This is a genomic window from Actinotignum sp. UMB0459 (genome assembly GCF_051905915.1).
GTDB lineage: Bacteria > Actinomycetota > Actinomycetes > Actinomycetales > Actinomycetaceae > Actinotignum > Actinotignum sanguinis.
Genome location: NZ_JBQAIK010000017.1, coordinates 114,552 through 139,045 on the forward strand (window position 1 = coordinate 114,552; position 24,494 = coordinate 139,045).

At 64.1% G+C, this 24,494-nt stretch carries 22 protein-coding genes; 4 read left to right on the top strand and 18 right to left on the bottom strand.

Annotated elements, in window-relative coordinates:
- The first annotated feature begins 42 nt into the window (after positions 1 to 42).
- Positions 43 to 939: an A/G-specific adenine glycosylase gene (locus tag ACTFPK_RS06740; RefSeq protein ID WP_016441790.1), complete on the top strand. Its 897-nt coding sequence runs from the start codon at positions 43 to 45 to the stop codon at positions 937 to 939.
- Here ACTFPK_RS06740 and ACTFPK_RS06745 read toward each other — a convergent pair.
- Entirely contained in the window at positions 889 to 1,968 is a 1,080-nt protein-coding gene (locus tag ACTFPK_RS06745) for an alpha/beta hydrolase fold domain-containing protein (protein WP_274732393.1), read from the bottom strand. The genes ACTFPK_RS06740 and ACTFPK_RS06745 overlap by 51 nt on opposite strands.
- 43 nt (positions 1,969 to 2,011) lie before the next feature.
- On the opposite strand from ACTFPK_RS06745, the gene ACTFPK_RS06750 reads away from it, so the two are divergent.
- Both ACTFPK_RS06750 and ACTFPK_RS06755 read left to right on the top strand, forming a co-directional pair.
- On the top strand, positions 2,012 to 3,760 hold the full coding sequence (locus ACTFPK_RS06750; RefSeq protein ID WP_016441792.1) for an L-lactate permease: 1,749 nt from the start codon (positions 2,012 to 2,014) through the stop codon (positions 3,758 to 3,760).
- Positions 3,761 to 3,881: 121 nt separating this feature from the next.
- A complete protein-coding gene (locus ACTFPK_RS06755; protein ID WP_016441793.1) occupies positions 3,882 to 4,730 on the top strand; it encodes an SMP-30/gluconolactonase/LRE family protein in 849 nt (282 codons plus the stop codon).
- Here the strand turns inward: ACTFPK_RS06755 and ACTFPK_RS06760 are convergent.
- Complete coding sequence (locus ACTFPK_RS06760) at positions 4,708 to 5,394, bottom strand: GntR family transcriptional regulator (protein WP_016441794.1); 687 nt, start codon at positions 5,392 to 5,394, stop codon at positions 4,708 to 4,710. The genes ACTFPK_RS06755 and ACTFPK_RS06760 overlap by 23 nt on opposite strands.
- 196 nt (positions 5,395 to 5,590) lie before the next feature.
- Between ACTFPK_RS06760 and ACTFPK_RS06765 the strand changes: the two genes are divergently transcribed.
- Positions 5,591 to 6,874: an MFS transporter gene (locus ACTFPK_RS06765; RefSeq protein ID WP_274732391.1), complete on the top strand. Its 1,284-nt coding sequence runs from the start codon at positions 5,591 to 5,593 to the stop codon at positions 6,872 to 6,874.
- Between the two features lie 101 nt (positions 6,875 to 6,975).
- On the opposite strand, the gene ACTFPK_RS06770 is transcribed toward ACTFPK_RS06765, so the two are convergent.
- The 16 genes from ACTFPK_RS06770 to hpt form a co-directional block, all read right to left on the bottom strand.
- Complete coding sequence (locus tag ACTFPK_RS06770; protein WP_016441796.1) at positions 6,976 to 8,328, bottom strand: MFS transporter; 1,353 nt, start codon at positions 8,326 to 8,328, stop codon at positions 6,976 to 6,978.
- A 178-nt stretch (positions 8,329 to 8,506) separates the two neighbouring features.
- Entirely contained in the window at positions 8,507 to 9,445 is a 939-nt protein-coding gene (locus tag ACTFPK_RS06775) for an NAD(P)-dependent oxidoreductase (RefSeq protein WP_016441797.1), read from the bottom strand.
- 29 nt (positions 9,446 to 9,474) lie between these two features.
- Complete coding sequence (locus tag ACTFPK_RS06780; protein ID WP_016441798.1) at positions 9,475 to 10,983, bottom strand: ABC transporter permease; 1,509 nt, start codon at positions 10,981 to 10,983, stop codon at positions 9,475 to 9,477.
- Positions 10,980 to 11,660, bottom strand: coding sequence for an ABC transporter ATP-binding protein (locus ACTFPK_RS06785; protein WP_016441799.1), 681 nt, complete (start codon positions 11,658 to 11,660; stop codon positions 10,980 to 10,982). Before ACTFPK_RS06785 ends, ACTFPK_RS06780 begins: the two co-directional genes overlap by 4 nt.
- Positions 11,660 to 12,682: a hypothetical protein gene (locus ACTFPK_RS06790; RefSeq protein ID WP_016441800.1), complete on the bottom strand. Its 1,023-nt coding sequence runs from the start codon at positions 12,680 to 12,682 to the stop codon at positions 11,660 to 11,662. Before ACTFPK_RS06790 ends, ACTFPK_RS06785 begins: the two co-directional genes overlap by 1 nt.
- A 262-nt stretch (positions 12,683 to 12,944) precedes the next feature.
- A complete protein-coding gene (gene lysS / locus ACTFPK_RS06795; protein WP_051106981.1) occupies positions 12,945 to 14,426 on the bottom strand; it encodes a lysine--tRNA ligase in 1,482 nt (493 codons plus the stop codon).
- A gap of 40 nt (positions 14,427 to 14,466) precedes the next feature.
- A complete protein-coding gene (locus ACTFPK_RS06800; RefSeq protein ID WP_439911352.1) occupies positions 14,467 to 15,300 on the bottom strand; it encodes a Rossmann-like and DUF2520 domain-containing protein in 834 nt (277 codons plus the stop codon).
- Positions 15,301 to 15,311: 11 nt separating this feature from the next.
- On the bottom strand, positions 15,312 to 16,181 hold the full coding sequence (locus ACTFPK_RS06805; RefSeq protein ID WP_016441804.1) for a ketopantoate reductase family protein: 870 nt from the start codon (positions 16,179 to 16,181) through the stop codon (positions 15,312 to 15,314).
- 116 nt (positions 16,182 to 16,297) lie between these two features.
- The gene (locus ACTFPK_RS06810; RefSeq protein ID WP_016441805.1) at positions 16,298 to 18,022 is read right to left on the bottom strand and encodes a PH domain-containing protein; all 1,725 of its coding nucleotides are present in this window, start codon (positions 18,020 to 18,022) and stop codon (positions 16,298 to 16,300) included.
- On the bottom strand, positions 18,023 to 18,517 hold the full coding sequence (locus ACTFPK_RS06815) for a PH domain-containing protein (RefSeq protein ID WP_016441806.1): 495 nt from the start codon (positions 18,515 to 18,517) through the stop codon (positions 18,023 to 18,025). It lies immediately after the preceding gene.
- Between the two features lie 75 nt (positions 18,518 to 18,592).
- Positions 18,593 to 19,012, bottom strand: a complete 420-nt coding sequence (locus ACTFPK_RS06820) for a DUF3180 family protein (protein ID WP_196800215.1) — start codon at positions 19,010 to 19,012, stop codon at positions 18,593 to 18,595.
- Entirely contained in the window at positions 19,005 to 19,928 is a 924-nt protein-coding gene (gene folK, locus ACTFPK_RS06825; protein WP_016441808.1) for a 2-amino-4-hydroxy-6-hydroxymethyldihydropteridine diphosphokinase, read from the bottom strand. The genes ACTFPK_RS06820 and folK overlap by 8 nt, the downstream gene beginning before the upstream one ends.
- Complete coding sequence (gene folP, locus ACTFPK_RS06830) at positions 19,925 to 20,938, bottom strand: dihydropteroate synthase (RefSeq protein WP_016441809.1); 1,014 nt, start codon at positions 20,936 to 20,938, stop codon at positions 19,925 to 19,927. Before folP ends, folK begins: the two co-directional genes overlap by 4 nt.
- A 1-nt stretch (position 20,939) precedes the next feature.
- Positions 20,940 to 21,581 carry a GTP cyclohydrolase I FolE gene (gene folE / locus ACTFPK_RS06835; protein WP_274778318.1) on the bottom strand — a complete coding sequence of 214 codons (642 nt, stop codon included), beginning with the start codon at positions 21,579 to 21,581 and terminating at the stop codon, positions 20,940 to 20,942.
- Positions 21,582 to 21,639: 58 nt separating this feature from the next.
- Positions 21,640 to 23,931 (bottom strand): ATP-dependent zinc metalloprotease FtsH, encoded by a 2,292-nt coding sequence (gene ftsH, locus ACTFPK_RS06840; protein ID WP_375712896.1) that lies wholly within the window; start codon positions 23,929 to 23,931, stop codon positions 21,640 to 21,642.
- Positions 23,932 to 24,483 carry a hypoxanthine phosphoribosyltransferase gene (hpt, locus tag ACTFPK_RS06845; protein ID WP_016441812.1) on the bottom strand — a complete coding sequence of 184 codons (552 nt, stop codon included), beginning with the start codon at positions 24,481 to 24,483 and terminating at the stop codon, positions 23,932 to 23,934. It abuts the gene before it with no gap.
- Positions 24,484 to 24,494: the final 11 nt, after the last annotated feature.

Consider the following 24,494-nt stretch of genomic DNA (forward strand, 5'->3'; position numbering starts at 1 on the left):
CAAAACGTGCATATTCCCCGCGTTTCCGGCACACTACAGATAATGCTCAAGAATCTTTTATCGTGGTACGACGGCGCAGCGCGGCCACTACCGTGGCGCGCGCCCGGCACTTCCCCGTGGGCGATTCTCGTATGCGAAGTGATGAGCCAACAAACCCCCGTCGCCCGGGTCGCACCCGCCTGGCGGGCCTGGCTGGAACGCTGGCCCACCCCAGCCGACCTCGCCGCGGCCGCGCCCGCCGATGTGCTCATTATGTGGGGGCGCCTCGGTTACCCACGCCGCGCCCTGCGCCTGCGCGAATGCGCCATCGCCCTGGTGGAACGGCACGGCGGCCAGATCCCGCGCACCCGCGAGGACCTCCTTGCGCTCCCCGGCATCGGTCCCTATACGGCCGACGCCCTCCTCGCCTTCGCCTTTCAGCAACGCTCAGTTGTGCTCGATACGAATATCCGCCGGGTGCTCGCGCGGGTGTACGACGGCGTCGCTCTGCCGCCCGCCCATCAAACAGTCCGGGAACGCACCCTGGCCGATGCGCTTGTTCCCGCGGACGGTCCGGGCGCGGCACGCTGGAACGCTGCTCTGATGGAGCTGGGTGCCCTGGTGTGCACGGCACGCGAACCAGCTTGCGCAATATGCCCGCTGCGCGCGGAATGCCGCTGGCTAGCGGCTGGGAAACCACAGAATGCCGCCCCGCGCACCACCCAGAAATTCACCGGAACCCAGCGGGAAGCACGCGGAAAAATCATGGCGGTTTTGCGTGAACACCGTGGTGGATATACTCGCCCGGACTTGCTTCGGGCTAGCCACCTGAGTGAAAAGCGATTCGTTCCCGCCCTCGCCTCACTCATCGAGGACGGCCTCGCCCAGGAAGTTGCTGGCCGCTACCACCTACCGATTGCTGCGGGTGCGACCGCCAGAGCGGTCCAGAACGTCAGCTAGAAACGCTGCGGTATGAGCGATGATGCGCTCAGCTTCGGGCAGTAACCGCACCCGCTGGAGAAAAGCATGCATCACCCCGGGCACAACCTCCAGGTGCGTGCGCACGGCGCGTGCCTCGAGATGCGCGGCGAGGGCCCGGGTATCGGCCACGAGCGGATCGCACTCCCCGGCCGCGAGGAAAACGGGAGGGCAACCGCGCAGCTCGGTGCGCAGCAGCGCAATATCCGGGGCCGCGGCCCGTTCGGTGGGAGAAGAAAAGTAGAGGGAATCATAGTAGGCGCGGTCAGCGGGACTCATACCATCGGCGCCGCCTGTGCCATCGGCACCGCTTACGCTATCGGGCGGCACGGCAGCGGCGGGCAAACCATATTCACCGTAGTACAAAACGAGCGCGACTATCGGCTTAGCAGCCAGCCTCCGGGCCGCGCGCTGGCACGCATCCGCACCGGCCCCATCCTCACCAGCCCGCCGCGCTAGCCGCCACCAGGTTCCCAGGCTCAAGGTTGCCCCGCACGAATCCCCCGCCAGCACGATGGGATACCCGGGGTATCGCCGGGCCAGCTCCACAACCGCATCCTCACATTCCTCAGATATGCGCGGATAGCGCGCTCGGGGCGCCAGCGTATAGTCCACGCTGACCACCACGCATCCGGTAGCCGCGGCAAGTTCGCGGGTGAGGCGGTCATGGGTGGCCGGACTGCCCACACAGTAACTCCCGCCGTGCAGATACACGATGATAGGCCGGGTGGCACCCGCCGGGAACTGCGTCGTCGTACCTGATCCCGCGGGTGAAAGTGACCGGCATCCGGGCCGATAAAAGCGCACCGGGACCACGCCGTGCCGGGTAGAAAGCTGCTCCGCGTGCCAGGCCACTTCCGAGCCGCCTTCATTCCACCAGCGGTGCTCGGCTTCGTAGCGTGCCTGCATCGCAACGGGTTCTCCGTGCCCGCAATGCGGCAGAGCCAGCCGCGCATCTTGCGCCAGCGCCGCGCGCATCGCGGCGGATAATCTCACGTCCGGGCTAGCCATAAGGTCATCATAAAGGCAGCTCCCGCCCCGGTACGATAAAGGAATGCCTTGTAGCCCCGCGCTGCTCGCCGTACCGAGCCCGCTTTCCGCACTCTTCCCCCCTTCCACGCTCCTCACCAGCGCTACCTTCACGCCCGCGCCCGATGCGGTCGGCGGCCAACTGTGGCTTTCCGCCCTCCTGGCGGCGCTTCCGCTCCTGGTGTTCTTCGTGCTCCTGGGAGTATTTTCCGTCGCCACCCACTGGTGCTCCCTTATTTCCCTCGGTCTGGCCCTGGTCATCGCCGTGACCGGTTTCGGGATGCCAGCTGAGCTAGCGGGGCTCTCCGCACTCCAAGGAGCGGCATTCGGACTCTTCCCCATTTGCTACATCGTCATCATGGCGGTGTGGCTGTATAACCTCACCGAAAGTTCAGGGCGCAGCAAAGACGTCCAGGCCGTTTTCGCAGCGCTGGGCCGCGGTGATATGCGAGTGCAAACCATCCTCATCGGCTTCATTTTCTGCGGCCTCATCGAAGGGCTGGCCGGTTTTGGCGCGCCGGTAGCCATCAGCTGCGCCATGCTACTTGCCATCGGCTTGCCCCCGGTCAAGGCCGCGCTGGCCACCATGGTGGGCAACGGTATTAACGTGGCCCTGGGCGCGATGGGTATCCCCCTCACCACCGTGGCCCGCATGGGCGGGGTGGCCGATCCCATGGACGTAGCCGCGGTGGCCGGGCGCATTATCCCCGTGGTAGCCGTGGGCGTTCCCCTCCTCCTCGTCTTTATCGTGGATGGCAAACGCGGGGTAAAAGACACCTGGCCGGTGGCCCTCACCGCCGGAATCGGCATGGTGGCCGGGCACGTGATCGCCTCGAATTTCATTTCGCACGAACTTATCGCGGTGATCGCCTCCCTCCTCTCCTTCGCGCTCACGGCAGTGCTGCTCACGCGCTGGCACCCGGCCCACACCCCGGCCGAATTCGCCAGTGCCCCCGCCCGCGAGAAGATTTCCGCGAGCAGGGTATTTTTGGGATTGCTTCCCTACCTGCTGGTTGTGGTGGTCCTCGCGGTCACGAAGTTGTGGCGGGTCACCGTGCCCGGCCCGACCGGCCCGCGCCGCATCGAATTCCTGGCCCAAACCGATATCAGCTTCGGTTGGCCCGGCCTGCACGGGCACCTGGTGGACCAGGCCGGTAACGCTCTGAGCACCACCACCTTTACGTTCAACTGGCTCTCCTCCCCGGGGACAATGCTTTTCCTCACCGGAGTGGTGGTCACTGCCGTGTACGCACGCTGCTCCTCCGGCGGGCGTTACCCCTATTCTTTCCGCACCGGCTTGGCTACCCTGGGTGCCACCGTGGCGAACCTGGCCGTCACCGTGGGAACGATTGCCACCATTATGGCCCTCGCCTACGTCATGAATTTCTCCGGTCAGACCCAGGCCATCGGCGCTTTCATGGCCCTGGCCGGCACCGCTTTCGCGGCGCTCTCCGCGTTCCTGGGTTGGATCGGCACCGCGGTGACCGGCTCGGCCACCTCCTCGGCCGCACTCTTCGGGAACCTGCAAGCCACCGCCGCGGCCGGGGCCGGCATCGACCCGCATCTCCTCCTGGCCGCCAACCAGCTCGGGGGCGGGCTCGGGAAAATCGTGAGCCCGCAAAACCTCGCGATTGCGGCTACCGCGGTGCGCGCCCCGGGTAGCGAACCCGAGCTTCTGCGCCGCGGCGCTGCGTATTCCCTCGGGTTACTCGCCCTCCTCACAATCGTCGTTGTGCTGGCGGCGAGCGGGGTGCTCGGCTTCATTACCGCGTAGCGGGCGCACTACCGTGTGCGGCTAACTAGACCCGGCGCACTACCCGTGTGCGGCTAGCCAGCCTCGGCGCGCTACCGTGTGCGGCTAGCCAGCCTCGGCGCGCTCGCCTACGCTGGAGACCATGGCTTTTGAACAAATTACCGACGTGGTTGCTTTCCACGCCGAAGGCCCGGTGTGGTCGAGTTCCTGGGGCGGGCTGCGTTTCGTGGATATGCTCGCCGGCGATCTGCTTACCCTGCGTAGCGATGGCGGGGTGGATCGCCTGGCCACCGGCTCGAAAATCGCAGCATTTGTGCGCCCGCGCACCGGCGGAGGTTACGTCGTCGCCACCGAACGCGGCCTGGCCTTAGCCGATACCGCCACGGCCGCCCCGCGCGAAGCCACCACCCTGTGGAACAGCCCGGCTTACCGCATGAACGAAGGCACCGCGGACCCGTGGGGCTACCTCTACGCCGGCTCCATGCCGTATACGCGCGATGCCACCACCCGCGGTACCGCGCGTCTCTACCGTATCTCCCCCGCCCTCGAGGTCAGCGTGGTGCTGGATTCGGTCACCACCTCGAACGGCATCGGCTTTTCGCCAGACCGCACCCGCGCCTACTACATCGACACCTCCACGCGCGCCATTTCTGTTTTTGAGGTCGACGACGCAGGCAACCTCCACCACCGCAGCGACTTCCACCGCGTGGAAGGCGCGAGCCCGGACGGGCTGACTGTGGATAGCGAAGGAAGTGTGTGGGTAGCCCTCAACCGGGCTGGAATCATCCGCGTACTTGATCCGAGCGGACAGACCGTGCAGGAATACCAACTCCCGGTCACCGGGACCACCGCGGTAACCCTGGGCGGGAAGGACGGCAAGGATGTTTTCGTGACCGTCTCGCGCGAAAATGATGATTCGCGGGGCGCGGGAGCACTGTGGTGGATGGACGGACCGGTAGCCGGCCAGCCTACCTTGCCTTTTGCTGGCTAACGCCGCCGGTACCCGAAAGCGCCGCGCCCGCCTCCACGCCGAGCCGGGCCTGGCGCGCCCGTTGCAAAGCGCGTAGCGCCTCCCAGGCGCTCTCCTGCCCGAGCAAAACCGCGTCAATCAGCTGATGTTGAGACTGAGCCACGGCGGGATCTTCAACCGCGGGATGGCTGGTATGAGCGCGGCCGGTATCGGTGCCGCGCACCCCGGTATTCGGAGAAGCGGCATCAGCGCAGCTAGCCGCATACAAAATAGTGTGGAACGTGAGCGGGCGGTGGAGTATTTCCAGGCGTTTGGAACCGGACACTTCCACCAGGGTGTGCAGCACCCGACTGGGTTGCTCCCCGCGGGCCGCGCGCAGCGGGCGCAGATCCGGGTGGCCGGCCATAATCCGCGCCAGGGCCAGGGATTCACTGATATCCAAGAGCGCCACAATCTCCGGAATTTCGGAGCTGCGCACGGTCACGACCCGCGGGTGTTTACGCGCTTCGCGCTCCACTAATCCATCCGCGATAAGCGATTCCACCGCGATGCGGGCGGTGGAACGCGCCACCGAATACTCCTCCGCAATCGCGGCTTCGGCCAGGCGCTCCCCCGGCGCGATATTTCCGGAAAGGATACGTTCGCGCAGGTGGTCAGCCAGATCATCGGCAAGCCGGCGAGCCATAAGCGCTCCTTTCCATCGCGCGGGATAACAAGCGGGGCGAGTACCCGCTCTCGCCTTATCCTAGGTAAACTGACTGTCAGTTTCCAATGTGATTTTACGCCATCGCGTGCGCCAGCTGGCGGCGGGTGGGCAAGGTTGCCCGCGCGAATGCCAGTTTCCACGCGCCCACGCGCCGCATACACCAAAAGGAGGGATGATGGCCGCCACGCGGTTCCCACCGGGCCCCACCCCGGCCCCGGATTACTACCGCTGGCGTGCCCACGTTTTCCTCGTCGTGTATATCGGCTATGTGTTTGCCTACACCACCCGCAATAACCTCAAAGTGGTCTCCGCCCGTTTCGTCACGGAGGAGGGATGGTCGCTCTACCAGGTCGGCTTTGTGCTCAGCGCTTTCACCCTCGCGTACGGGACCGGGAAAATTATTTTCGGGATGGTGGCGGACCGCGTCTCGCTGCGCCGCCTTTTCGGCGGGGCGCTCATCATATCGGGAATTCTATGCATCCTCACCGGGATTCCCAGCTCCGCCCGCGCTCTCGCGGCCCTCACCTTCGCGAACGGGCTGGTGCAATCGGCTCTTGCCCCGGCCGCCCTGGTGCTCTTGGGTGCCTGGTATCCCAATTCTTCCCGCGGTGCACGGGTGGCGATCTGGAATACTTCCCAGAACCTCGGGGCCGCCTTGCTCCCGCTGCTAGCCGGGGCACTCACCGGCTGGCACCTGGCCCGTTTCCATATTTTCCTCATTCCCGGACTGCTCACCATCGCGGTGGGAATATGGGCTTACCGCACCGGTGCCGACCGCCCCTGGCGCCAGGGCCTCCCCACTCTCACCATGCTGTTCGGTTCGGCCGGTACCCCGCAGTTGAACACCCGCGCGGATGGCTACTGGCCTACGGTGGTGCGGGCCGTCCTCACCAACCGCTGGATCCTCACCCTGGTCGGCATTAATACCCTGCTGTATTGCATCCGCTTCGGCGTTATTAACTGGGTGGTTATTTTCGCCGCCGAGCACGCCACCGACCACGACGGAGAAATCGCCTTGGCGGGCGCCGAATTGGCCGCCATCCCGGCTTCTTTCGCCTTCGGTGCCTACGCGGCCCGCCACCCCAACCGGGCCTCCTCCGCCGCCATGAAAGCGATGCTTGCCCTCGCCGTGGTACTCGTCGCTTGGCCCCACCTGGCTTTTAGCAGTTCTTCGGTGGCCGGAGCGCTACTGCTGGGCGCCCTCATTTACGGACCGCAGGTGAGTATTAATATGCTTACCCTGTCGCTCGTTCCCGATAATGTGGCGGGCGCGGCCACCGGGGTGGTGGGGGCGGCCGGCTACCTGGCCGGCGAAACCCTCGCGAATTTCCTTATCCCCCACCTGGTGACCAGCTACGGCTGGACGGTCGCCTACACGAGCCTCGCTCTTACCGCCCTCATCTGCGCGGCCGGCTACGCGAGTTTGCGGGGTCCGGAAATGCGCAGCCTGCGTTTTTAAGAACGACGGCGCAGCTAGCTGGCTTCCAGCACACCCGCGCGGGGCCCTAATCCTCGGGCCCCGCGCCGGCGTCGTCGTAATAAATTATGCTGCGGCAACTATTATGCCTGCACCACAGCCTGTTCGCGCCGCGACAAGGAGAGGTACATAACCCCGGCCGCCACCGCGATCCCGGCGAGCAACGTGAAGGACGCCGCCCAGGAGAAGCGTTCAGCGAGGATCGGCATAATAAGGTTGGCGCCCATCTCACCAACGATGTAACCGAAGAGCCCCACGAAACCGACCGCCACCCCGGCCGCCTTGAGCGGCACGAAGTTGAGGGTGAGGATATTGACGATCAACTGCGGGCCGTAAATGAGTGCCCCCATAAGCCCAGAAACAATGAGGAGCACCACGTAATTGTCGTTGCCCATGTAGACCCAGATAAGGCCAGCCAGGCACAGCAGCCCGAGGAAGCCCACCACGGACTGACGGTTGGGAAGCTTGACGGAAATCCAAGCGAAGAGGAAGGATCCGGGAATGGCGATCCATTCCAGCACCGAGAAGGCGGTGGAGTACTGGGCTTCCGTGAAGCCCATTTCGGTGCCGAGGAAGGCCGGCATCCAGTTGAGCACCCCGAACCGCAGGAAGTAGAGCGCGGCGTTGATAAAAGCCACAGTGAGGACCAGCGGGGAGGTGAAAACGAAACGCACGAGGATATGCCAGTAGCTTTCGTCGGGAGTTTCGTCGGTATTCGGTTCGCCGGCCTTGCCGTAGATCTGGCGCAGGGTGGGCATTCCTTCGGCTTCGGGGCGGTCCCCGCCGTACTTCCAGAAGAAGATGGACAAACCGAAGACCACCAGGCCCGGGCCCCAGAAGGCAATCGCCCCGCCGCTGGGCCCACCCAGGGCCAGCAGCCAGGTAATCATGAGGGGCAGCAGCGCCCCGCCCAGGTTTTGCGAGGTATTCCAGATCGCGATACCGGAACCGCGTGTTTTATTCGGGTACCAGTTCGCGATCATCGCCATGGATGAGGGCGCCAGCGCCCCCTGCGCGCAGCCGAGCAGGAACATGAGCACCGCGAGCAGGTAGAAGTTCGTGGTGAAGCCAATGGCGATGCACAGGATCGCGGAAAGCCCCAGGCAGCCGGCAAAAATGCGGCGCAGGGAGACGCGGTCGGACAGCATCCCCATAAAGAATTTCCCGAAGCCGTAGGTGATGGTGAACATGGTGAGAACCAGGCCGATTTGCGGCAGGCTCCAGTCGTTCTCCAGGCGCAGGGCTTCGGAGCGGAGTTTGAAATTATTGCGGACCAGGTACGCACATACGTAGCCGAGGTAGGCCACGAAGAACACCATGCCGCGCCGCTTGAGGTACTGCGCGAAAGTGTCCGGGTGCGCGGCAGCGAACTGTGCGCTAGTGTCCTCAGATTCGGCGGCGGGCCTGCCCTGCCGCGTTTCCTCATGTGATGACATCACTACTCCTCCTTGAGCTGAACTGTATGTCAGTTTAAGGAGTGTAGCGCACTATTGCCGCCGGGTGGTAGTGCCCGGCGGGTTCTTGTCGGTTGTGCTGCGCGGCGCGGCCCGCGGCACAGGCGCTATCGCGGGCCGCACAGCCGAGCCGCGCGGCCCGCTGAGGCTCCGCGGCAGTTTATGCCTCCCGGTTAATAAACTCCCCTCCCTCGCGCAGCGCCCGCACATTGGCGAGGATCAACTCCTCGGCACCCACAGGCCGCCCGCCGGCCGTATGCGGGGTAATAATCGTGGCCAGATCCCACAGCGGTGAATCCGCGGGCAGCGGCTCGGTAGCCGTAACATCCAAGCCGGCGCCCGCAATTTTTCCTTCGCGCAGCGCGGCAGCCAAGTCATCTTCCTTGACAGTTTTCCCACGCCCCACATTAACGACGACGGCGCGCTCAGGCAGAGCCGCGAAAACGCTCGCATCCACAACATTGGCGGTGGCCTCGGTGGCGGGGAGGATGAGAATGAGGACATCGGTATCGGCCAGCACCTCATCGCGCTGGGCGAGGTTAGCGCCGTCGTACACCTCAATATCACCCTCGGTGCGCCGGGACGTAGCCAGGCCGCGCACCCGCGCCCCGAAAGCTTTAAGCATCCCGGCGAGGTGGCGCCCGATATGCCCGTAGCCCCAAATGGTCACCTGAGCGCCAAGCAGGCTGGTCAGGCGCCCGCCGGGGCGCAGCTCGGTGAAGAAGATCCGGTCGCGTGACCAGCGGTGGTTATCCTGTTCTTCGGTGGCGATGCGCAAGTCCCGCACCAGGTAGAGCGCGAGCGCGATGGCGTGTTCGGAGACGGTGGCATCATGCAAACCGTTCGCGGTGGCGAGGATAACTCCCGCGGGCGGGTTGGTGGCGTGCAGGCTTTCCGCACCGGCCATCATGCCCTGAATGAGTTTGAGGTGCGGGAGCTGGGCCACGTGCTCAGCCGCATGGGGGTCCAACCAGACCACGAGGGCCTCAGCATCGCGGTGTTCTTCCGGGATGGGTGCACTCACGTCAAAAGTCACCCAGGTGACGCCTTCTTCGGGCGGGAGGGAAAGGTCAAAGCTATTGGGGAGAAGTACCTTCATAGCTGTAGCCTAGTCCGCCGCGCTCCCACCTAGAAGCGAATGGCGTCAATGGGCTTGATGCGCAGCGCCATGGTGGCCGGGATGATTCCGCACAGCGCTCCCACCCCGGCGGATATCGCCAGGCCAATAAAGGCGGCCAGCACCGGGTATCCCACGCTATCCACCGAGAAGGGCAGATCGAGCCACCGGGCGAGGGGCGCGGTTCGAATGGTGACAATCGAGGCAATCACCCCGATGAAACCGGCCGCCGTCGTCGCCACCACGGATTCCAAGAACACCGAGGTGAAGATACGGCGCGCGGAGGCGCCCATCGCGCGGCGGATCCCCATTTCCCGCACCCGCTGCTTCATCGTGACGATGGAGACAGTAAGCAGGCCGAGGGCGCCCACCAGAATCACGATCCCGCCGATGGCCGCGATAATCGCGGTGACCTGACGTTCGGTGGATTCCTGGCCGCGCATCTGGCTTTCGATGAACTGGCCTTCTACCTGGTAGTTTTTGCCGAGGCGGCCCTGGAGCACGGAAACAAGGACCTTCTGGGCCTCCCCTTCTTCCCCGCGGGGCACCAGCACCGAAACGGTGGCGGAATCCATGGGTGATAGTTGGGTCATCGCGGCGGCGGCCATGCTCTCATACGGCACGTGCAGGCGCGGGCTATCCCAGCGCGAGCGGTCCGCAACCACCCCGACCACCGTCATCCGCACCCCGGTGGGTCCGGAAAGCGCAAGCTGCGGGTAGCTGGCCAGCGAAGGCTCTCCCATTTCTTTGTAGAGCATTTCATTGACCACGGTGGGGTTCATGAGCCGCTCACCGTCCGCTTCTGTTAGCCAGCGCCCGCGGGTGAGCTGCACGTCAAAAAGCGGGCCGTAAGCCGGATCCACCGCGAGCATTTCGTAATTCTGCTCCATCATCCCGTACCCGGGGATGCCGCCCGCACCGAACTCGGTACTAGCGGAACCATCCCCCACGGCTTCGGCGCCCGCTACCGAGCTGCCGCCGGCGCTTTCCAGCTCGCCGCCGGCTTCCGCTCCGGCCATGCTCTCCGATTCCCAACCGTCCAGATTCTGCATATCGGCGCCACCGGCCCCCGCCACCACCGGCGGGAAGGCGAGGGACACATAGGAGATACGCGAGCGCGTCCAATAATTCGCCCCGGCACTCTCCATGTACTCGGCCACGGTGGTGCCGAAAACATCCTCACTGGCCTGGGCGCCGGCCAGGGTCCCCAGCTGCGCACCGGTGGGCGCCGCCGCGGGATTGGCGTACGGATTGGCATAGGGGTCGGCATAAGGCTGCGCGTACGGATCGGAGGGGTCCTCCCCGCCGGTGCGGTACACCCCGATATTGACGGTGCCGGGTTTGCCATCCCACTGGGCGAGCTGGTGTTCCCCGGCGGCGCTAATAAGCTGGCCCAGGGCGAGAACGGTTGCCATTGCCCACACCGCGGCCGCCACTCCAACGAGGGAGAGAATAACCCGCCCGCGATCCACTCGAATTTCTTCCCAGGCTTCGAGAACGGCCCCGAAAATGCGTGTCATTTTTCCTCCGGCCAGACGAGCCCATCGTGGATGGTGAAACGGCGATCCGCGCGGGCGGCCACTTTCGGATCGTGGGTGATCATAATGAAGGTGGCGTTATTTTCCCGCGCCATACTTTCCATGAGATCCATAACCCGCCCCGCGGTATCGACATCGAGGGCGCCGGTAGGTTCATCCGCGAGAAGAACCTGGGGGCGGCGCACGAGCGCCCGGGCGAGGGCCACCCGTTGCTGTTCCCCACCCGAGAGCTGGGAGGGCATCGCATCCAGGCGATCCCCTAATCCCACCCGGTCTAGCATCTGGGCGGCGAGGCTGCGGCGTCGAAAAATAGTGGCGGTATCCGAATACAGCAGCGGCACTTCCACGTTTTGCGCGGCGGTGCGGCCACGGAAAAGATTGAACTGCTGGAAAACGAAACCGAAGAGGGAGCCGCGCAGGTGAGCGCGCGCCGATTCACTCAGCTCCGCCACATCGCGGCCCTCGAAACGATAGGAGCCGGTATCGGGCAGGTCGAGCATCCCGATGATATTGAGGAGGGTGGATTTCCCCGTTCCGGATTGGCCCATAATCGCCACGTATTCCCCGCGCTCAATGCGCAGATCCACCCCGCGCAAAATTGGCAGGGGGCGGCCGTTGGGGAGAGTGACGGTGCGGGTCACCTGCTCAAGCTCTAACATCACATCCCCATCATCGGGTCGGGCGTGGGCTGCGCGGCCGGCACGTACTGGAGGATTTCTTCGCCTTCTTCCAGCCCGCCGGTGATCTGGATCTGGCGCCCGTCCGTCACTCCGAGCTGCACGGTGCGCTTCGTGGGTTTTCCGCCGTCCGCCGCGGGCAGGTAGACCACCCCCTCGCGGAAACGCCCCTCCACCGCGCTGACCGGCACGGTGAGCACCCCGGTGGTATTGCTCCCCGGGATGGTGAGTTTCGCGGCCGAACCGTCATACACCTGCTGTTCGGCGGGGATATCGCAGATGAGGGCCGGCTGCACGGTACCGCTGGCGCTATCCAGGCCGCGCGCCTCGGCTTCTTTACCGCTCAGGCCCGCTCCCGCACCCGTTTTCTCCGTGACCGTGCGCAGATTCGTGCAGTCGAAAGGCGCCGGGCCATTCGTGACCGCGAGCTGCCCGGCCGGCGGCAGCGAGGCCAGCGAGTAAAGCTGTTCAGGTTTCACGCTCACCCGAGCGTGGTACGTAGCCGGGGTGATGGAGCCGATGCTTTCCCCGATAGCTACCGGCTGCCCCACGAGCACATCCACCGCCACGGTGCCGCTCACCGGGGCGAGCACATTCACGTAACTCACTTCGATATAGGGCTCACCGGGCACTTCCACTTCGGTGCCGTCCTCAAAAGTTTCCACGGTGGCGGCGGTGGTTTTTTCTTCCTCGTGGCGGATACGTAGCAACCGGTCGCCTTCATTGACGACGGCGCCCGCCTTGACATCGACCACATCTACGGTGCCGGTGGCGGTGGCCCGCACGGGGGTGGCCGGATTCCGCATGACGGTGGCATCAAGCGTGAGGGAATTATCGATATCCCCCGGCATGGCCACCACCGTCGGGATGGTGAAATCCCCCTGGGCCACGAGTTCCGCGGAGCTGCGTTGGTTGGGGAAAAATGCGAATTTCACGAGGGCTGCCGCGATGACAAGACCGAGCAGGAGTTTGATGACCTGGAAAATGGTGTCAGTTTTCTTCATGGGCGGGCACCTTTGCACACGGGAAACAGGGTTCGGCAGGCCGGGCGTGGCACCGAACTACTTGGAAGATTACCGCGCACAAGCCGGAAAATAAATAGGAAAATTCATCATGTTTCTTTTAGTGGGCAATCTAATGTTGGCCAGATACACTACCGCGCCGCGGGGGTTGGGCCTCCGCGGCGCGGGCGTCGTCGTACCGAAAAACTATTTTCGGGCCGGGTTGTTTTCCTGACGGGCCGGGTTACTTCCCCAGCGGGCCGGGTTACTTCCCGGGTTTAATGAAGGGGAAGGTGATCGTTTCGCGGATCCCCAGGCCGGTCATGGCGGTGAGGAGGCGGTCGATGCCCATCCCCATGCCGCCGGTGGGCGGGAAGCCCTGTTCCATGGCGGCGAGGAAGTCCTCATCGAGCTGCATGGCTTCCGGGTCGCCGTTAGCAGCTTCGATGGATTGCTGGGTGAGGCGTTCGCGCTGGATAACCGGGTCGGCCAGCTCGGAATAGGCGGTGCCCAGTTCCATGCCCCGCACATACAGGTCCCATTTTTCGGTCAGGCCCTTCTTGGTGCGGTGCGGGCGGGTGAGCGGGGAGGTGTCCTCGGGGAAGTCGTACACGAAGGTGGGTGCGTAGAGCTGGTCCCCGCACAATTCTTCGAAGAGTTCTTCCACGATTTTGCCGTTCACCCAGAAAGGCGCAACCGCGATATCGCGGGCTTCCGCGAGAGCTTCGAGGCGTTCGCGCGGGGTGTCCACGGTGATTTCTTCACCCACGGCCGCGGAGACAGATTCGTAAAGATCGAGTTTCTGCCATTCGCCACCCAGGTCATATTCGGTGCCGTCATTCAGGGTGACGGTGGTGGTGCCCAGGGTGTCCAGGCATGCCTGCTGGACGAGATTCCGGGTGAGCTCGGCCATCGTATCGTAGGTGGCGTAGGCCTGGTAGGCCTCGAGCGCGGTAAATTCCGGGGAGTGGGTGGAGTCCGCACCTTCGTTGCGGAAGTTCCGCCCGATTTCGAAAACGCGATCCACGCCGCCTACCACCGCGCGCTTGAGGTAAAGCTCGGTAGCAATGCGCAGGTAGAGGTCCTCATCATAGGCATTAATATGCGTCTGGAAGGGCCGGGCCGCGGCACCGCCGTGGATGGGCTGCAGAATCGGGGTTTCGATTTCCACGTAGCTGCGGCGGTCAAAATTGGCGCGCAGCGACTTCATAACCCCGGCGCGCAGCCGCACCATATCACGGGCGGCCGGGCGGGTGATGAGGTCGAGGTGGCGCATCCGCACCCGCGATTCTTCGTTGAGGGCAACGTCTTCGCCGGCTTCGTTCTGGTAGATCTTGGGGAGGGGGCGCAGGGCCTTGGAGGCCATCTGCCATTCGTGGGCGAAAACGGAGAGTTCGCCACGCTTGGAGGCCCCCACGTGCCCGGATACGAAAATGAAATCGCCCAGGTCAACATCTTGTTTGTAGGCGGCCAGCCGTTCTTCACCCACGTGCGCGAGGGAGAGAATCACCTGGAGGCGGTTCCCGCGCCCGTCTTGCAGGGTGGCGAAAGCAATTTTGCCGCCGGTGCGGGACAGCATGACACGCCCGGCGATGCCCACCGAGGTCTCGGTTAGTTCTTCGCCGGCTTCAATATCACTGTATTCTTCCCGGATGTCCGGGATGGTGGCGGTGATGGGAAGTTCGGCCGGGTAGGCTTCGGTTCCTTCCGCGAGCAGGCGGGCGCGCTTCTCCAGCCGGATACGCATCTGTTCCGGGGTTTCACTATCAAGAAATTCACTCACATGGTCATGGTAGACGACGCCGCGCCGCCCGGTCACGTGACGCGGCCCGTATCACCCGATAGACAGGCGGAATATCAGGATAGTTTCCGGTAGCTGCCAGGGCTTCCACAGCGGCAATATCGTCCGGAGCGGGGGCGTCTTCTTCATGTGTGGCGACGACGCCGCCAGCTGGCGGGGCGATGAGTTCGACACCGGCGTCGGCCATGGCGAGCGCCTGTTCTTGGAGCCCGCGGGCGAAGCTGGGTTCGAGGCCGGCGGCTTCGAGCATGCGCTGGACTTGACCGGCCAGGAGTGCGGTGTGCCGGGAGGCGTGGGTGAGGGCCGCGGTGTAGAGTCCACGGTTTTCTTCGGCGAGCGCGCTGGGTTCTCCCCCGAGTTCACTCACGAGGGCCATGCCGATGGGCAGGAGGGGCGCGGAGGTGGTGACTGCCCAGGTGGCGCCGATGAGTTGGCGCATATCGAGGGAGGTCCCGGTGAAGGTCAGGGCCGGGTGGAGGGCGAGGGTGAGGGCGCCGGCAGCGGCCGCGTCCCGGAGTACGCCCGTGCCGAAACGCGCGCTGGTGTGGATGACGAGCTGGCCGGGGCGCCACCATCCCTGCCCGGCGGCGTGTTCCACGACGCCGGGCAGGGCGGCGTCGGGCAGCGCGAGGAGGATGAGATCCGCGCGGGCCAGTAAGTATTCAGTTTCGCGCGCGGGTACTGCGGGAAGGAGGGCGTCGAGGTGTTCACGGCTGGTGCTGCTGCGGGCCACCGCACCGATGACGGTGTGGCCGGCGGCCCGCAGGGCAGCGCCGAGGACGCTTCCGACTTTTCCGGCCGAGATGATCCCTATGGCCATCCGGCCGGGTGTCACTTGCGGCCCCGCAACCGATCATCGATAGCGGAGAGCGCGGCGGTGATGGCCGGGGCTGGGACTCCGAGGCGGGCGGCTTCTTCGAGGACCGCGGTGCCCAGGGAGTGAATTTCGGTGCGGTTGCCGTCCCGCAGGTCACGCGAAAGCGAGGAGTGCGCATCGGGAGCGAGGCGACGCAGCCAGGCGTGAATTTCCGCGGGGCGGGTGGGTACTTTCTCCATGGTGGCGATGCGGGCCAGTTCGGTGCACATCGCTTCGGTAAGTTCCGGGGCGCGTTCCATGGCGCGGCCGATGGGTAGCCCGGTGGCGCCGGTCAGCAGGGCCATGGCGCATTGGTTGCGGAGTTTGCGCCACAGCACTTGGTTTTCGGTACCGCGGAAGAATACGTCAATTCCGCCGTTGAGGAGCACCCGTGCGATTTCGCCGTCCATGGCGGTGTCGGGCATTTCTACTTTGAGGAATTGGGAGGTGTGTTCAATAACTCCGGGCGCGGTCCGTTCGCTAATCGTATAGACGGAGCCGGACCAGGATTCCCCTTCGGTGAGGGTGTGGATGGCACGGGCGTGATCGAAACCATTGAAGAGCGCCCCCACTTCTTTGGGGCGGGCTGAACGAATGGATTTTTCGATACTGGGGAGGGTGTATGCCTTGGTGCAGAGCAGGATTTCGCTACCGCGGGCCGGGCTGGTTAGCGCCGGCACCTGCGCGGTGAAATTACCGAACCGCTTGGATTTAATGACAATTCCGTTGCGGTTAATAGCATCGGCGGTGCGCTCGGTAGCAACAACCGCGACTTTTTGACCGTTGTGCGCGAGAACCCCCGCGATGAGCCCACCAATACCACCCGGGCCGTAGATATTAAGCATAGGAATAATCCTAGATGTAGAAAAATATAAAAGTGCGGCTACGCGACGTGTTTCACTCTTGTACCGGGAAGAAATCACTTTCGGGAACCGGGCTGCGGCCCGACCCGGGACTATTGTCATTCCCTCCGGGGCGCGGCGCTGCCAGCCGGGGGTAATTCGGGGTGCCAGCCGCGCGGCACCTGCCCGCGATCACTCACCGTGGTGGTGAGGATCTGGCTGGCGGTGGCGCTGTCCATGTGTTTGGCGCGGGCTTCCACCGCCATTCCCACGGTTCCCCAACGCAGGGTGGCCAGTTGGAAACGGCGTTCTAGCGGTCCTTGGCTAATAATCGCTGATTGGTAGTGTTCGCGCAGCAGGATTGTTACTTCGCGGTACCAGAACCAGCCCCGCCGCATAATAATGACATCGTCGCCCACGAAGATTCCGGAGCGTTTCCACCCGATGGGATCCAGCCAGCGCGAGGAGCGCGGATTGGGGATGAACCCGGGTAGGGCGCCATCATCCAGCAGGTAGGTACGTAGCTGCGCGGCGTTGGGCACGCCCGTTTGCGGGGTGGTTTGCAATGCGGTTTGGAGTGCGGTTTCCGGCGTGGTTTGCAATGCTGTTTCCGGCACAGGATTGGTAGTTCCCGCAATACCGGCAGCTTCCGGCACCGCATCCGCACCGCTGCCGGGTGCGGTAGCACCCTCCGCGAAGCCGAGTTCGCGGGCAACGGTGAGCACGTCCTCAACTGTGCCTACCGGGACCAGTGCGTCGTTTGCGGTTTGGGTTGCTTCAAGGAGCGAACCTGACATAACGCAGGCTTGTAGTTTCCACCAGCCGGGCCAGAGATTGGGTTTCTTGAACGATAGGGCGTGGACGCGATGCTGGGGCAGGGCGAGGGTACGCCGGGAGAAAAGCCCCTCTTGTTTTTCAATTCCTTCGGCATTGGGCGCGATTCGGGCCTGCCAATTGGCTTGCAGGGAGCTAATGGGCTGCCACACCAACGCGATAATGAGGAAGAGAAGGGCGAATGATCCTCCTTCTTCGGTGACCAGGTAGCTGATCACCGAACCGGCCACCGTGATGACGGCCAGGATAATCCGCGGGGAGAGCACCAGGGAGGCGAGGAAACGCCGCCCGGACATGGCGTAGAGCGGCGGGTGTGCCTGCGCCCTGCTCACGGTGGCAAGATCGGGGACTTCGGTGTTTTCTCCGCTGCGCATTTTTTCCGCCAGGGCGAGGACGAGCGGCCGGAGCTTTTCCGCTTCGTGAAGTGCCAGCCACCCGATCTCTACTTTTTCTCCACCCGAGGTAATGCTGAGGCTGGCTTGGCGCACCAGCCGGGCAAGCAGTTTTTGAGTGACATCCACACTTTGGATGCGATCCCAGCGCACGTGGCGGTGTTGTTTGAACAGCACACCGCTGCGCATATGCACCCCATCAGCATCGAACATCCAGGCCATATGGCGCCATTGGATAGCCGCGATAATCCCGGTGATGAGGGTGACACCCACCGCTATGCCCACCGCAATCAGCCAGAAAGAACGGAGCAGATCCACAAATTCACTCCAGACAATTCCGGGTGAATCAGTATCTTCCAGGCGTTTGATCGCAATATAGCCGCCACCTACGATGACAAAGAACCACAGCGAGAGCAGCGAGCTCCACGGTGTCCATTTCGAGACCGGCTGCCAGGTGCCCGATATAGCCGTGGCGCTCACTCCGGGCGCTGTGGGTAGCGCGCCAGGCGCTGCGGGCAGCGCGTTCGTTACGCCCGGCAGTTCACCGGGCGCGGCCGATACCACGCCGGTTGTTCCCTGCGCGATGCCCGATTCCGGGGATGTTTCAGGGCCTGCCATTTAGACCCCTTCCATTTCGGCCACGCCGAGGTGGAGGAGACGTTCGCGCACGGCATCAGCTTCTGCGGTAGGAAGGCCGGGAATGCCCGCATCCGTTTCCATGGAGGCGGTATGGAGGGTGACTTTGGCGAGCCCAAAGCGGCGCAGCAGCGGCCCAGATTGCACATCCACCGTTTGAATACGCCCGTAAGGGACCACATCAATGCGGCGGAACATAATCCCGCGGCACAGGCGCAGCGCAATGTCATCCATCGCATAACCGAGGTGATTCACCTGCCGGGACAGGATCCGCAGGTGAATCAGGAACCCGAGGACGGGCAGCCCGAGAAGCGGCGCGTAATAGGCGAGCGGTTCGGGGCGCACAATAATTCCGAGCACCGCGAGCGCGATGAGGAGCACGAGCCAGAAGCACGCGGCGATAATCCACCGCACCGTGAAGAGTTTGCGCGACACCGCGCGGTAGTCCCGCCCGGGATCAAGAGGGGTAGTCACCATGGCTTAACGCTACCAAAGGGGTACGACATAAAAATTGGTTCCCACAAGCACCCACGATTCGCGCGGGATACCCGGCTACCGCTGATCAATGTGGCACCAGGTATCCACAATCCATCCGACCGCAGCGAGTGCCAGCGCTGCGGCGGTGAGAAGCGCCCAAACGTGCGCACTCGCCCGGGTAAAAGAGGTGGAGCCCAGGGCGCTGCAGATCGTGAGCAGGCCACCCGCGCCGGCCAGGAGCGCCCCGCTGCGCAGCCCGGCCGCAGCTCCTGCCGCCACTCGCAGGGCCGCCAGCCGCGACAGCGATTCCGCACGCCCGCGCCGCAGGCGGCGCACCCTCCAGCCGTACCAGAGCAGCCCCGCCGCGATAGCGAGCAGCGGCACCCCGGCGAAGGCGGGCACGGCTACCGGATGCGCGGCGAGGAGCCGCCGCAGTGCTTCACCCACCAGCGCGCCGGCCGCGCCCCATCCCAGGAAGGCCCGCAGATTACGCACGGTGCCCGCCCGCATCTAGGCCGACGCCGCCGCCGACGCTCGTGTGCTCACTTTCGCGGGCGCGCGCCAGTTTCGCGGTAGCGTCCGGATCGATTTCCTGCCAGGGTTCCATAACAAAGTCTCGGGTATGGGCGCGCGGGTGTGGCAGGGTGAGAAGCGGGTGGGTGCTGCGCACTCCTTCCACCCATTCGATATCAAGGTCGAGGGTGCGTGCCCCCCAGTGCATCCGGCGCTCGCGCCCGGCCCGCACCTCAATATCGCGAAGCGCGGCCAGCACGTTGAGGGGCGCTAGCTCGGTGGTCAGGCGCATGACCGCATTAAGGTAGTCCGGTTGCGGGGCCTGCCCGGGAGCGAGCACGGGCGCGGTGGTACGGAATGAGGAGACCGCATTAATATGGACGGGCAGCGCGGCAATCTGGCTGATAGCGGCGCGCAGGGTTTCCTCGCGCTCGCCCAGGTTCGCGCCCATCCCGATCACCATTTCTCTTATGGTTCCCCCACGCGCGATATCAGCCAGGCGGCGCACGGTGACCCGGGCATCCGTGAAGCGCCCCGGTACCGGGGCTTCGGGTTTGTGCACGGTGACCTCTGCCGCCAGCGCACCGCGCGCGAGGACCCGCTGCGCTACCCGCTCGCCCAGCGTTTCGAGCAAACTGACGGGAGCGCTATCCCCTACCGCGCGAGCGTCCTCAGCCAAGTCCGCGTAGGAGATAGTGCCCGCGAGGTCATCTGTTCGTCCGGCCGCGCTGGTATCCACAAGAGCTGCGACGTCGAAAATAAAAGGGTGGTCCGCTTCGCGTTCGTACTGGTACACACCGTGCCGGGCGGCTACTTCCACACCGGTGATGCTCACGGTATCCAGGCAGCATCCGAGCATTGCGAGGGCATCGCGCACGCGCGGGGGTACTCCCATCATGAGCGCACGGCCTCCGCGATTCCCGCTGCTTCGCTTCCCGCTACCTCGGGGCGGGCCACTCCGGGCTGGGAGGTGGATACCAGTCCGCAGGAGCGCAATTTCGCCACAGTATCCACCGCGATCCGCGAAGAGGCCACATCGTGGACCCGCACCGCCCACACGCCTTTTTCAGCGAAATAGGTGCTCAGTGCGGCGGTGGCTCCGTCCCGCCCGCTGGCCGGCAAGCCTTCCGGGGTGACTTCAGCGAGGAAACGTTTGCGGGAAACTCCGATGAGGACCGGCATGCCGGCCCACAGGAATTCGTCAATATGGGCCGCGAGGCGCCAATCGTCGTCGCCCATTTTTGCGAAGCCGAAGCCCGGGTCGATGATGATCCGGGTGGGGGCAATTCCGGCGGCCACTGCTCCCGCCACGCGCTCAAGCACTTCCGTGCTCACCTCGCGCCCGATAGCGCGATAGCCGGCCAGGGAATTCATAGTTTGCGCGTCCCCGCGCCCGTGCTGGAGCACATAGTAGGCCCCGGATTCCGCCACGGTTGTCCACATGGCACTGTCCCCGCGCCCGCCGGTCACGTCGTTGATGATGCGTGCACCGGCGGCGCAGGCCCGCGCCGCGGTGTGCGCGTGGTAGGTATCGACCGAGATGGGGATATGTGCGGCTAGTTCACGCACCACCGGCCCGATGCGTTCCCATTCTTCCGCGGCGCTCAGCAGGGTGGCACCCGGGCGGGTGGATTCCCCGCCGATATCGATGATGTCCGCCCCGGCAGCGATGAGTTCATGACCGTGGGCGATAGCGGTATCGATTTTGTCCCAGCGCCCGCCGTCGGAAAAAGAATCGGGGGTGACGTTGAGGATACCCATAACGCGGGTGCGCGACCCGCCCAGGAGTTCCGGATCGCGCAGCGGCGCGGGCGCGGGGGTGTTCGCGGCCGTGCCCGTAGCTGCGCTTGCTGATGCACGTGCGCATGCGCTCGCGGATGCGGTTACTTCCGCCCTTGGTAGTGACATTTTAGGCTCCCCGTTCAATGAGACTCATGGCTTCGGCGCGGGTGCTGGGTTTGCGCAACATCCCGCGCACCGCCGAGGTGACGGTACGCGAACCGGAGTTACATACCCCGCGCATGGTCATGCACATATGTTCAGCTTCCACCACCACGAGTACCCCGGCCGCACCCAGGCGGTCGCGCAGCGCATTGGCGATCTGGGTGGTGAGGCGTTCTTGGACCTGGGGGCGGCGCGCATAGCCTTCTACCAGCCGGGCGAGCTTGGACAGGCCGGTGACCTTCCCTTCTTCCCCGGGGATATAGACAATATGAGCCACCCCGAAGAAAGGCAGCAGGTGGTGTTCACACATGGAGTAGAAGGTAATATCCCGAACCACCACCATTTCGTGGAAATCTTCCGCGAATTGGGCATCGAGCACCGCATCGGGATCCTTGCCCACCCCGGCGAAGATCTCCGTGCAGGCACGGGCTACCCGCGCGGGGGTATCCACCAGCCCGGGGCGGTCCGGGTCCTCACCAATAGCGCTGAGGAGTTCCCGCACGGCCCGCTCTACCCGCCCGGTATCAACCCGCTCCGCATCAATCCGCTGAGTATCCACGCTCTGGCTATCTACCTGGCCGTTTTCCGCCGGTTCCACTGCGCTCATGCGTCCTCACTCTCCGCGCTCATGCACCCGTATTTTCCGCGCTCAGTCCCGCTGGGGTTTAGGCGCCCTCATGTTCCGCGCCGTGCCGGCCACGCGGGCCGAGCGGCCCGGTGGCAGCATCGGGAAGCTCCGGGGCGGGAAGGCGCGAATCCGCTGCCGCTTCCGCTTCGGTTTTCCCCTCCGGAAGCGGGATGGGCGGGCGCTGGGAGATCGGGCGGTCCGGGGCGGAAAGCCACACTTCCCGCTCGGGCGCCTTGATAACGTCCTTGAAGATCTCCGCGAGTTCGTTTTCCAGCACGGTTTCCTTATCGAGGAGCACCTCGGCAAGGTGGTCGAGAATATCCCGGTTTTCGGTGATAATCGTCCACGCTTCAGTGAGGGCCTGGTCAAGGAGGGCCCGCACATTTTCATCCACGGTGGCCGATAGCGCATCAGAGGTGCGCGAAGCCGCCCCGAAGCTCGCTTCTTCCTGCGCAGTAGGCGCTACCCGCACCGCCCCCACCGCGGTGGTCATCCCGTATTCGGTGACGATCTTCCGCGCGGTTTCGGTGGCTTTCTGGATGTCATTAGAAGCACCGGTGGAGGGATCCCGGAAAATGATTTCTTCCGCGGCGCGCCCGCCCAGCGCGTAGGTGAGCTGGTCAAGAAGCTGATTGCGGGTGACCGAATAGCGATCTTCGGTGGGCATGACCATCGTGTAGCCCAAGGCCCGCCCGCGCGGCAAAATGGTCACCTTGGTAACCGGATCGGTGTAGCGCAGAGCCGCCGCCGCGAGCGCGTGCCCGCCTTCGTGGTAGGCCGTCATCCGGCGATCCTCCGGGCTCATCACCCGGCTGGAACGCTGCGGACCGGCCATCACGCGATCCGATGCCTCATCCACATCCGCGTTAGTAATAACGTGGGCGTGGCGGCGCGCCGCCAAAAGCGCGGCTTCGTTGAGGATATTGGCGAGGTCAGCACCCGTGAACCCGGGAGTGCGCTTGGCTACCCCGGCCAGGTCCACGTCATCCGCCAGCGGCTTACCGCGCGCGTGCACCCGCAAAATAGCTTCGCGCCCGCGAATATCAGGGGCATCCACCGCGACCTGGCGGTCGAACCGCCCGGGGCGCAACAATGCCGGGTCTAAAACATCCGGGCGGTTAGTGGCGGCAATAAGCACAACGGCCTCATCGGTGGAGAAGCCGTCCATTTCCACCAGGAGCTGGTTGAGTGTTTGTTCCTGTTCGCCGTGGCTGAGGGCCCCGCTGCTGCGCCCGCGACCCACCGCATCAATTTCATCCACGAAAATAATGGCCGGAGCTTTCTTCTTCGCGGTTTTGAAGAGTTCGCGCACGCGCGAGGCACCCATACCTACGTATAGCTCCACGAATTCCGACGCGGCGATGGAGAAGAAAGGTACCTGTGCTTCCCCAGCAATGGCCTTAGCCAGCAGAGTTTTACCCGTTCCGGGAGGTCCGTATAGAAGTACTCCGCGCGGGATACGCGCCCCGAGCGCCTGGTAGCGATCCGGGTTCTTAAGGAAGTCCACCACTTCCTTCACTTCTTCTACGGCTTCATCTTCCCCGGCCACATCGGAGAAACGCACCTCGGATACTTCGCCATCAGCATTGGCATCCTTCGCCCCGAAACCGCGCCCCATCTGACTGCGCATGAACCAGATGAACACCGCGAAGATGAGGATCATGGGCAGGAAGGTAAAGAGCATGGACACAAACACGTTCTGGGAAGGAACGATGGAATTATGCCCGCGCTCCGGATTGGCCCGTTCCACCAGGGTGGTGATGTGTTGGCCCTGCGGGTCAGCGTATTGGAAGGTGACCTTCTTCCCGGCGTCGTGCTTATCGCCCTCCGCGTCCATGGTTGTCGTCGGCTCGGTGAGCCACAGACGCACCCGGTTGGTGCCGTCTGTAATTTGCACCCGCTGCACGGTGGTGCCTTCCAGCAGCGCTATACCTTCCGAGGTGGAGATATTCGACCACTGCATGGCCATGTACTGATTGGTCCCGATAAAAGCAAGAAGCGCCGCGATGACTATGCCGGAGATAACGCGCCAGCGCCGCCGACTGGTGCGTTCTTCTTCGCTGAGCTTATGGCCGGAGCCGGAGCCGCGAGATTTCTTATTCTTCCCGCCCTCACCGCTACTGCCCGCGCCGGTAGGACCGCCCTGGCCTTCCGGCTGGGGCGGGTGGGCGCGGCGCGCCCGCCGCTTGCGCTCATACGCGCTGGGTTCGGTGCGGCCGGGCTCAGCACCGCTCGGTTGCGAAGCGTTCGGCGCAGCGCCGTTTGGTTGCGGAGTACCGGGCGCGGAGCCGCGAGGTTCCGTACCGCGAGGTTCTTGCTGTTCGTCCACTTATCCTCCGTAAACGTGCGGGGCCAGGGTGCCCACAAAAGGCAGATGCCGGAATTGTTCGGCATAGTCGAGTCCGTAGCCCACCACGAACTCATCGGGAATATCAAAGCCTAGATAGTCAACCTGAACGTCAACTTTAGCCGCCTCGGGTTTTCGCAGAATGGCCGCGATCCGCACCGATTGCGCCCCGCGATCAAGCAGATTCTTCTTCAACCACGCGAGGGTAAGGCCGGAATCGATAATATCTTCCACGATGAGAACATGCCGGCCGGTCACATCAGCATCCAGGTCCTTCAAAATCCGCACTACTCCGGAGGATTTGGTGCCCATTCCGTAGGAGGAGACCGCCATCCAATCCATATTCAGCGGAGAGTGGATTTTCCGCACCAGATCCGCCATCACCATGACGGCGCCCTTCAGCACACCCACCACGAGCAGGTCACCATCGTAATCGGCGTCAATCTGACGCGCCATATCCTCAAGCTTCGCTTGGATTTCCTCATTTGTGACGAGGATTTTTTCCAACTTGTCACCCATATCGGTGTGGTCCATCACCATCTCCT

Bases quoted from the DNA above. Each gene is read 5' to 3' on its own strand.
- ACTFPK_RS06740 (WP_016441790.1), top strand. From the start codon at position 43: ATGCTCAAGAATCTTTTATCGTGGTACGACGGCGCAGCGCGGCCACTA.
- ACTFPK_RS06745 (WP_274732393.1), bottom strand. From the start codon at position 1,968: ATGGCTAGCCCGGACGTGAGATTATCCGCCGCGATGCGCGCGGCGCTG.
- ACTFPK_RS06750 (WP_016441792.1), top strand. From the start codon at position 2,012: ATGCCTTGTAGCCCCGCGCTGCTCGCCGTACCGAGCCCGCTTTCCGCA.
- ACTFPK_RS06755 (WP_016441793.1), top strand. From the start codon at position 3,882: ATGGCTTTTGAACAAATTACCGACGTGGTTGCTTTCCACGCCGAAGGC.
- ACTFPK_RS06760 (WP_016441794.1), bottom strand. From the start codon at position 5,394: ATGGCTCGCCGGCTTGCCGATGATCTGGCTGACCACCTGCGCGAACGT.
- ACTFPK_RS06765 (WP_274732391.1), top strand. From the start codon at position 5,591: ATGGCCGCCACGCGGTTCCCACCGGGCCCCACCCCGGCCCCGGATTAC.
- ACTFPK_RS06770 (WP_016441796.1), bottom strand. From the start codon at position 8,328: ATGTCATCACATGAGGAAACGCGGCAGGGCAGGCCCGCCGCCGAATCT.
- ACTFPK_RS06775 (WP_016441797.1), bottom strand. From the start codon at position 9,445: ATGAAGGTACTTCTCCCCAATAGCTTTGACCTTTCCCTCCCGCCCGAA.
- ACTFPK_RS06780 (WP_016441798.1), bottom strand. From the start codon at position 10,983: ATGACACGCATTTTCGGGGCCGTTCTCGAAGCCTGGGAAGAAATTCGA.
- ACTFPK_RS06785 (WP_016441799.1), bottom strand. From the start codon at position 11,660: ATGTTAGAGCTTGAGCAGGTGACCCGCACCGTCACTCTCCCCAACGGC.
- ACTFPK_RS06790 (WP_016441800.1), bottom strand. From the start codon at position 12,682: ATGAAGAAAACTGACACCATTTTCCAGGTCATCAAACTCCTGCTCGGT.
- lysS (WP_051106981.1), bottom strand. From the start codon at position 14,426: ATGCGTATCCGGCTGGAGAAGCGCGCCCGCCTGCTCGCGGAAGGAACC.
- ACTFPK_RS06800 (WP_439911352.1), bottom strand. From the start codon at position 15,300: ATGGCCATAGGGATCATCTCGGCCGGAAAAGTCGGAAGCGTCCTCGGC.
- ACTFPK_RS06805 (WP_016441804.1), bottom strand. From the start codon at position 16,181: ATGCTTAATATCTACGGCCCGGGTGGTATTGGTGGGCTCATCGCGGGG.
- ACTFPK_RS06810 (WP_016441805.1), bottom strand. From the start codon at position 18,022: ATGGCAGGCCCTGAAACATCCCCGGAATCGGGCATCGCGCAGGGAACA.
- ACTFPK_RS06815 (WP_016441806.1), bottom strand. From the start codon at position 18,517: ATGGTGACTACCCCTCTTGATCCCGGGCGGGACTACCGCGCGGTGTCG.
- folK (WP_016441808.1), bottom strand. From the start codon at position 19,928: ATGATGGGAGTACCCCCGCGCGTGCGCGATGCCCTCGCAATGCTCGGA.
- folP (WP_016441809.1), bottom strand. From the start codon at position 20,938: ATGTCACTACCAAGGGCGGAAGTAACCGCATCCGCGAGCGCATGCGCA.
- folE (WP_274778318.1), bottom strand. From the start codon at position 21,581: ATGAGCGCAGTGGAACCGGCGGAAAACGGCCAGGTAGATAGCCAGAGC.
- hpt (WP_016441812.1), bottom strand. From the start codon at position 24,483: ATGGACCACACCGATATGGGTGACAAGTTGGAAAAAATCCTCGTCACA.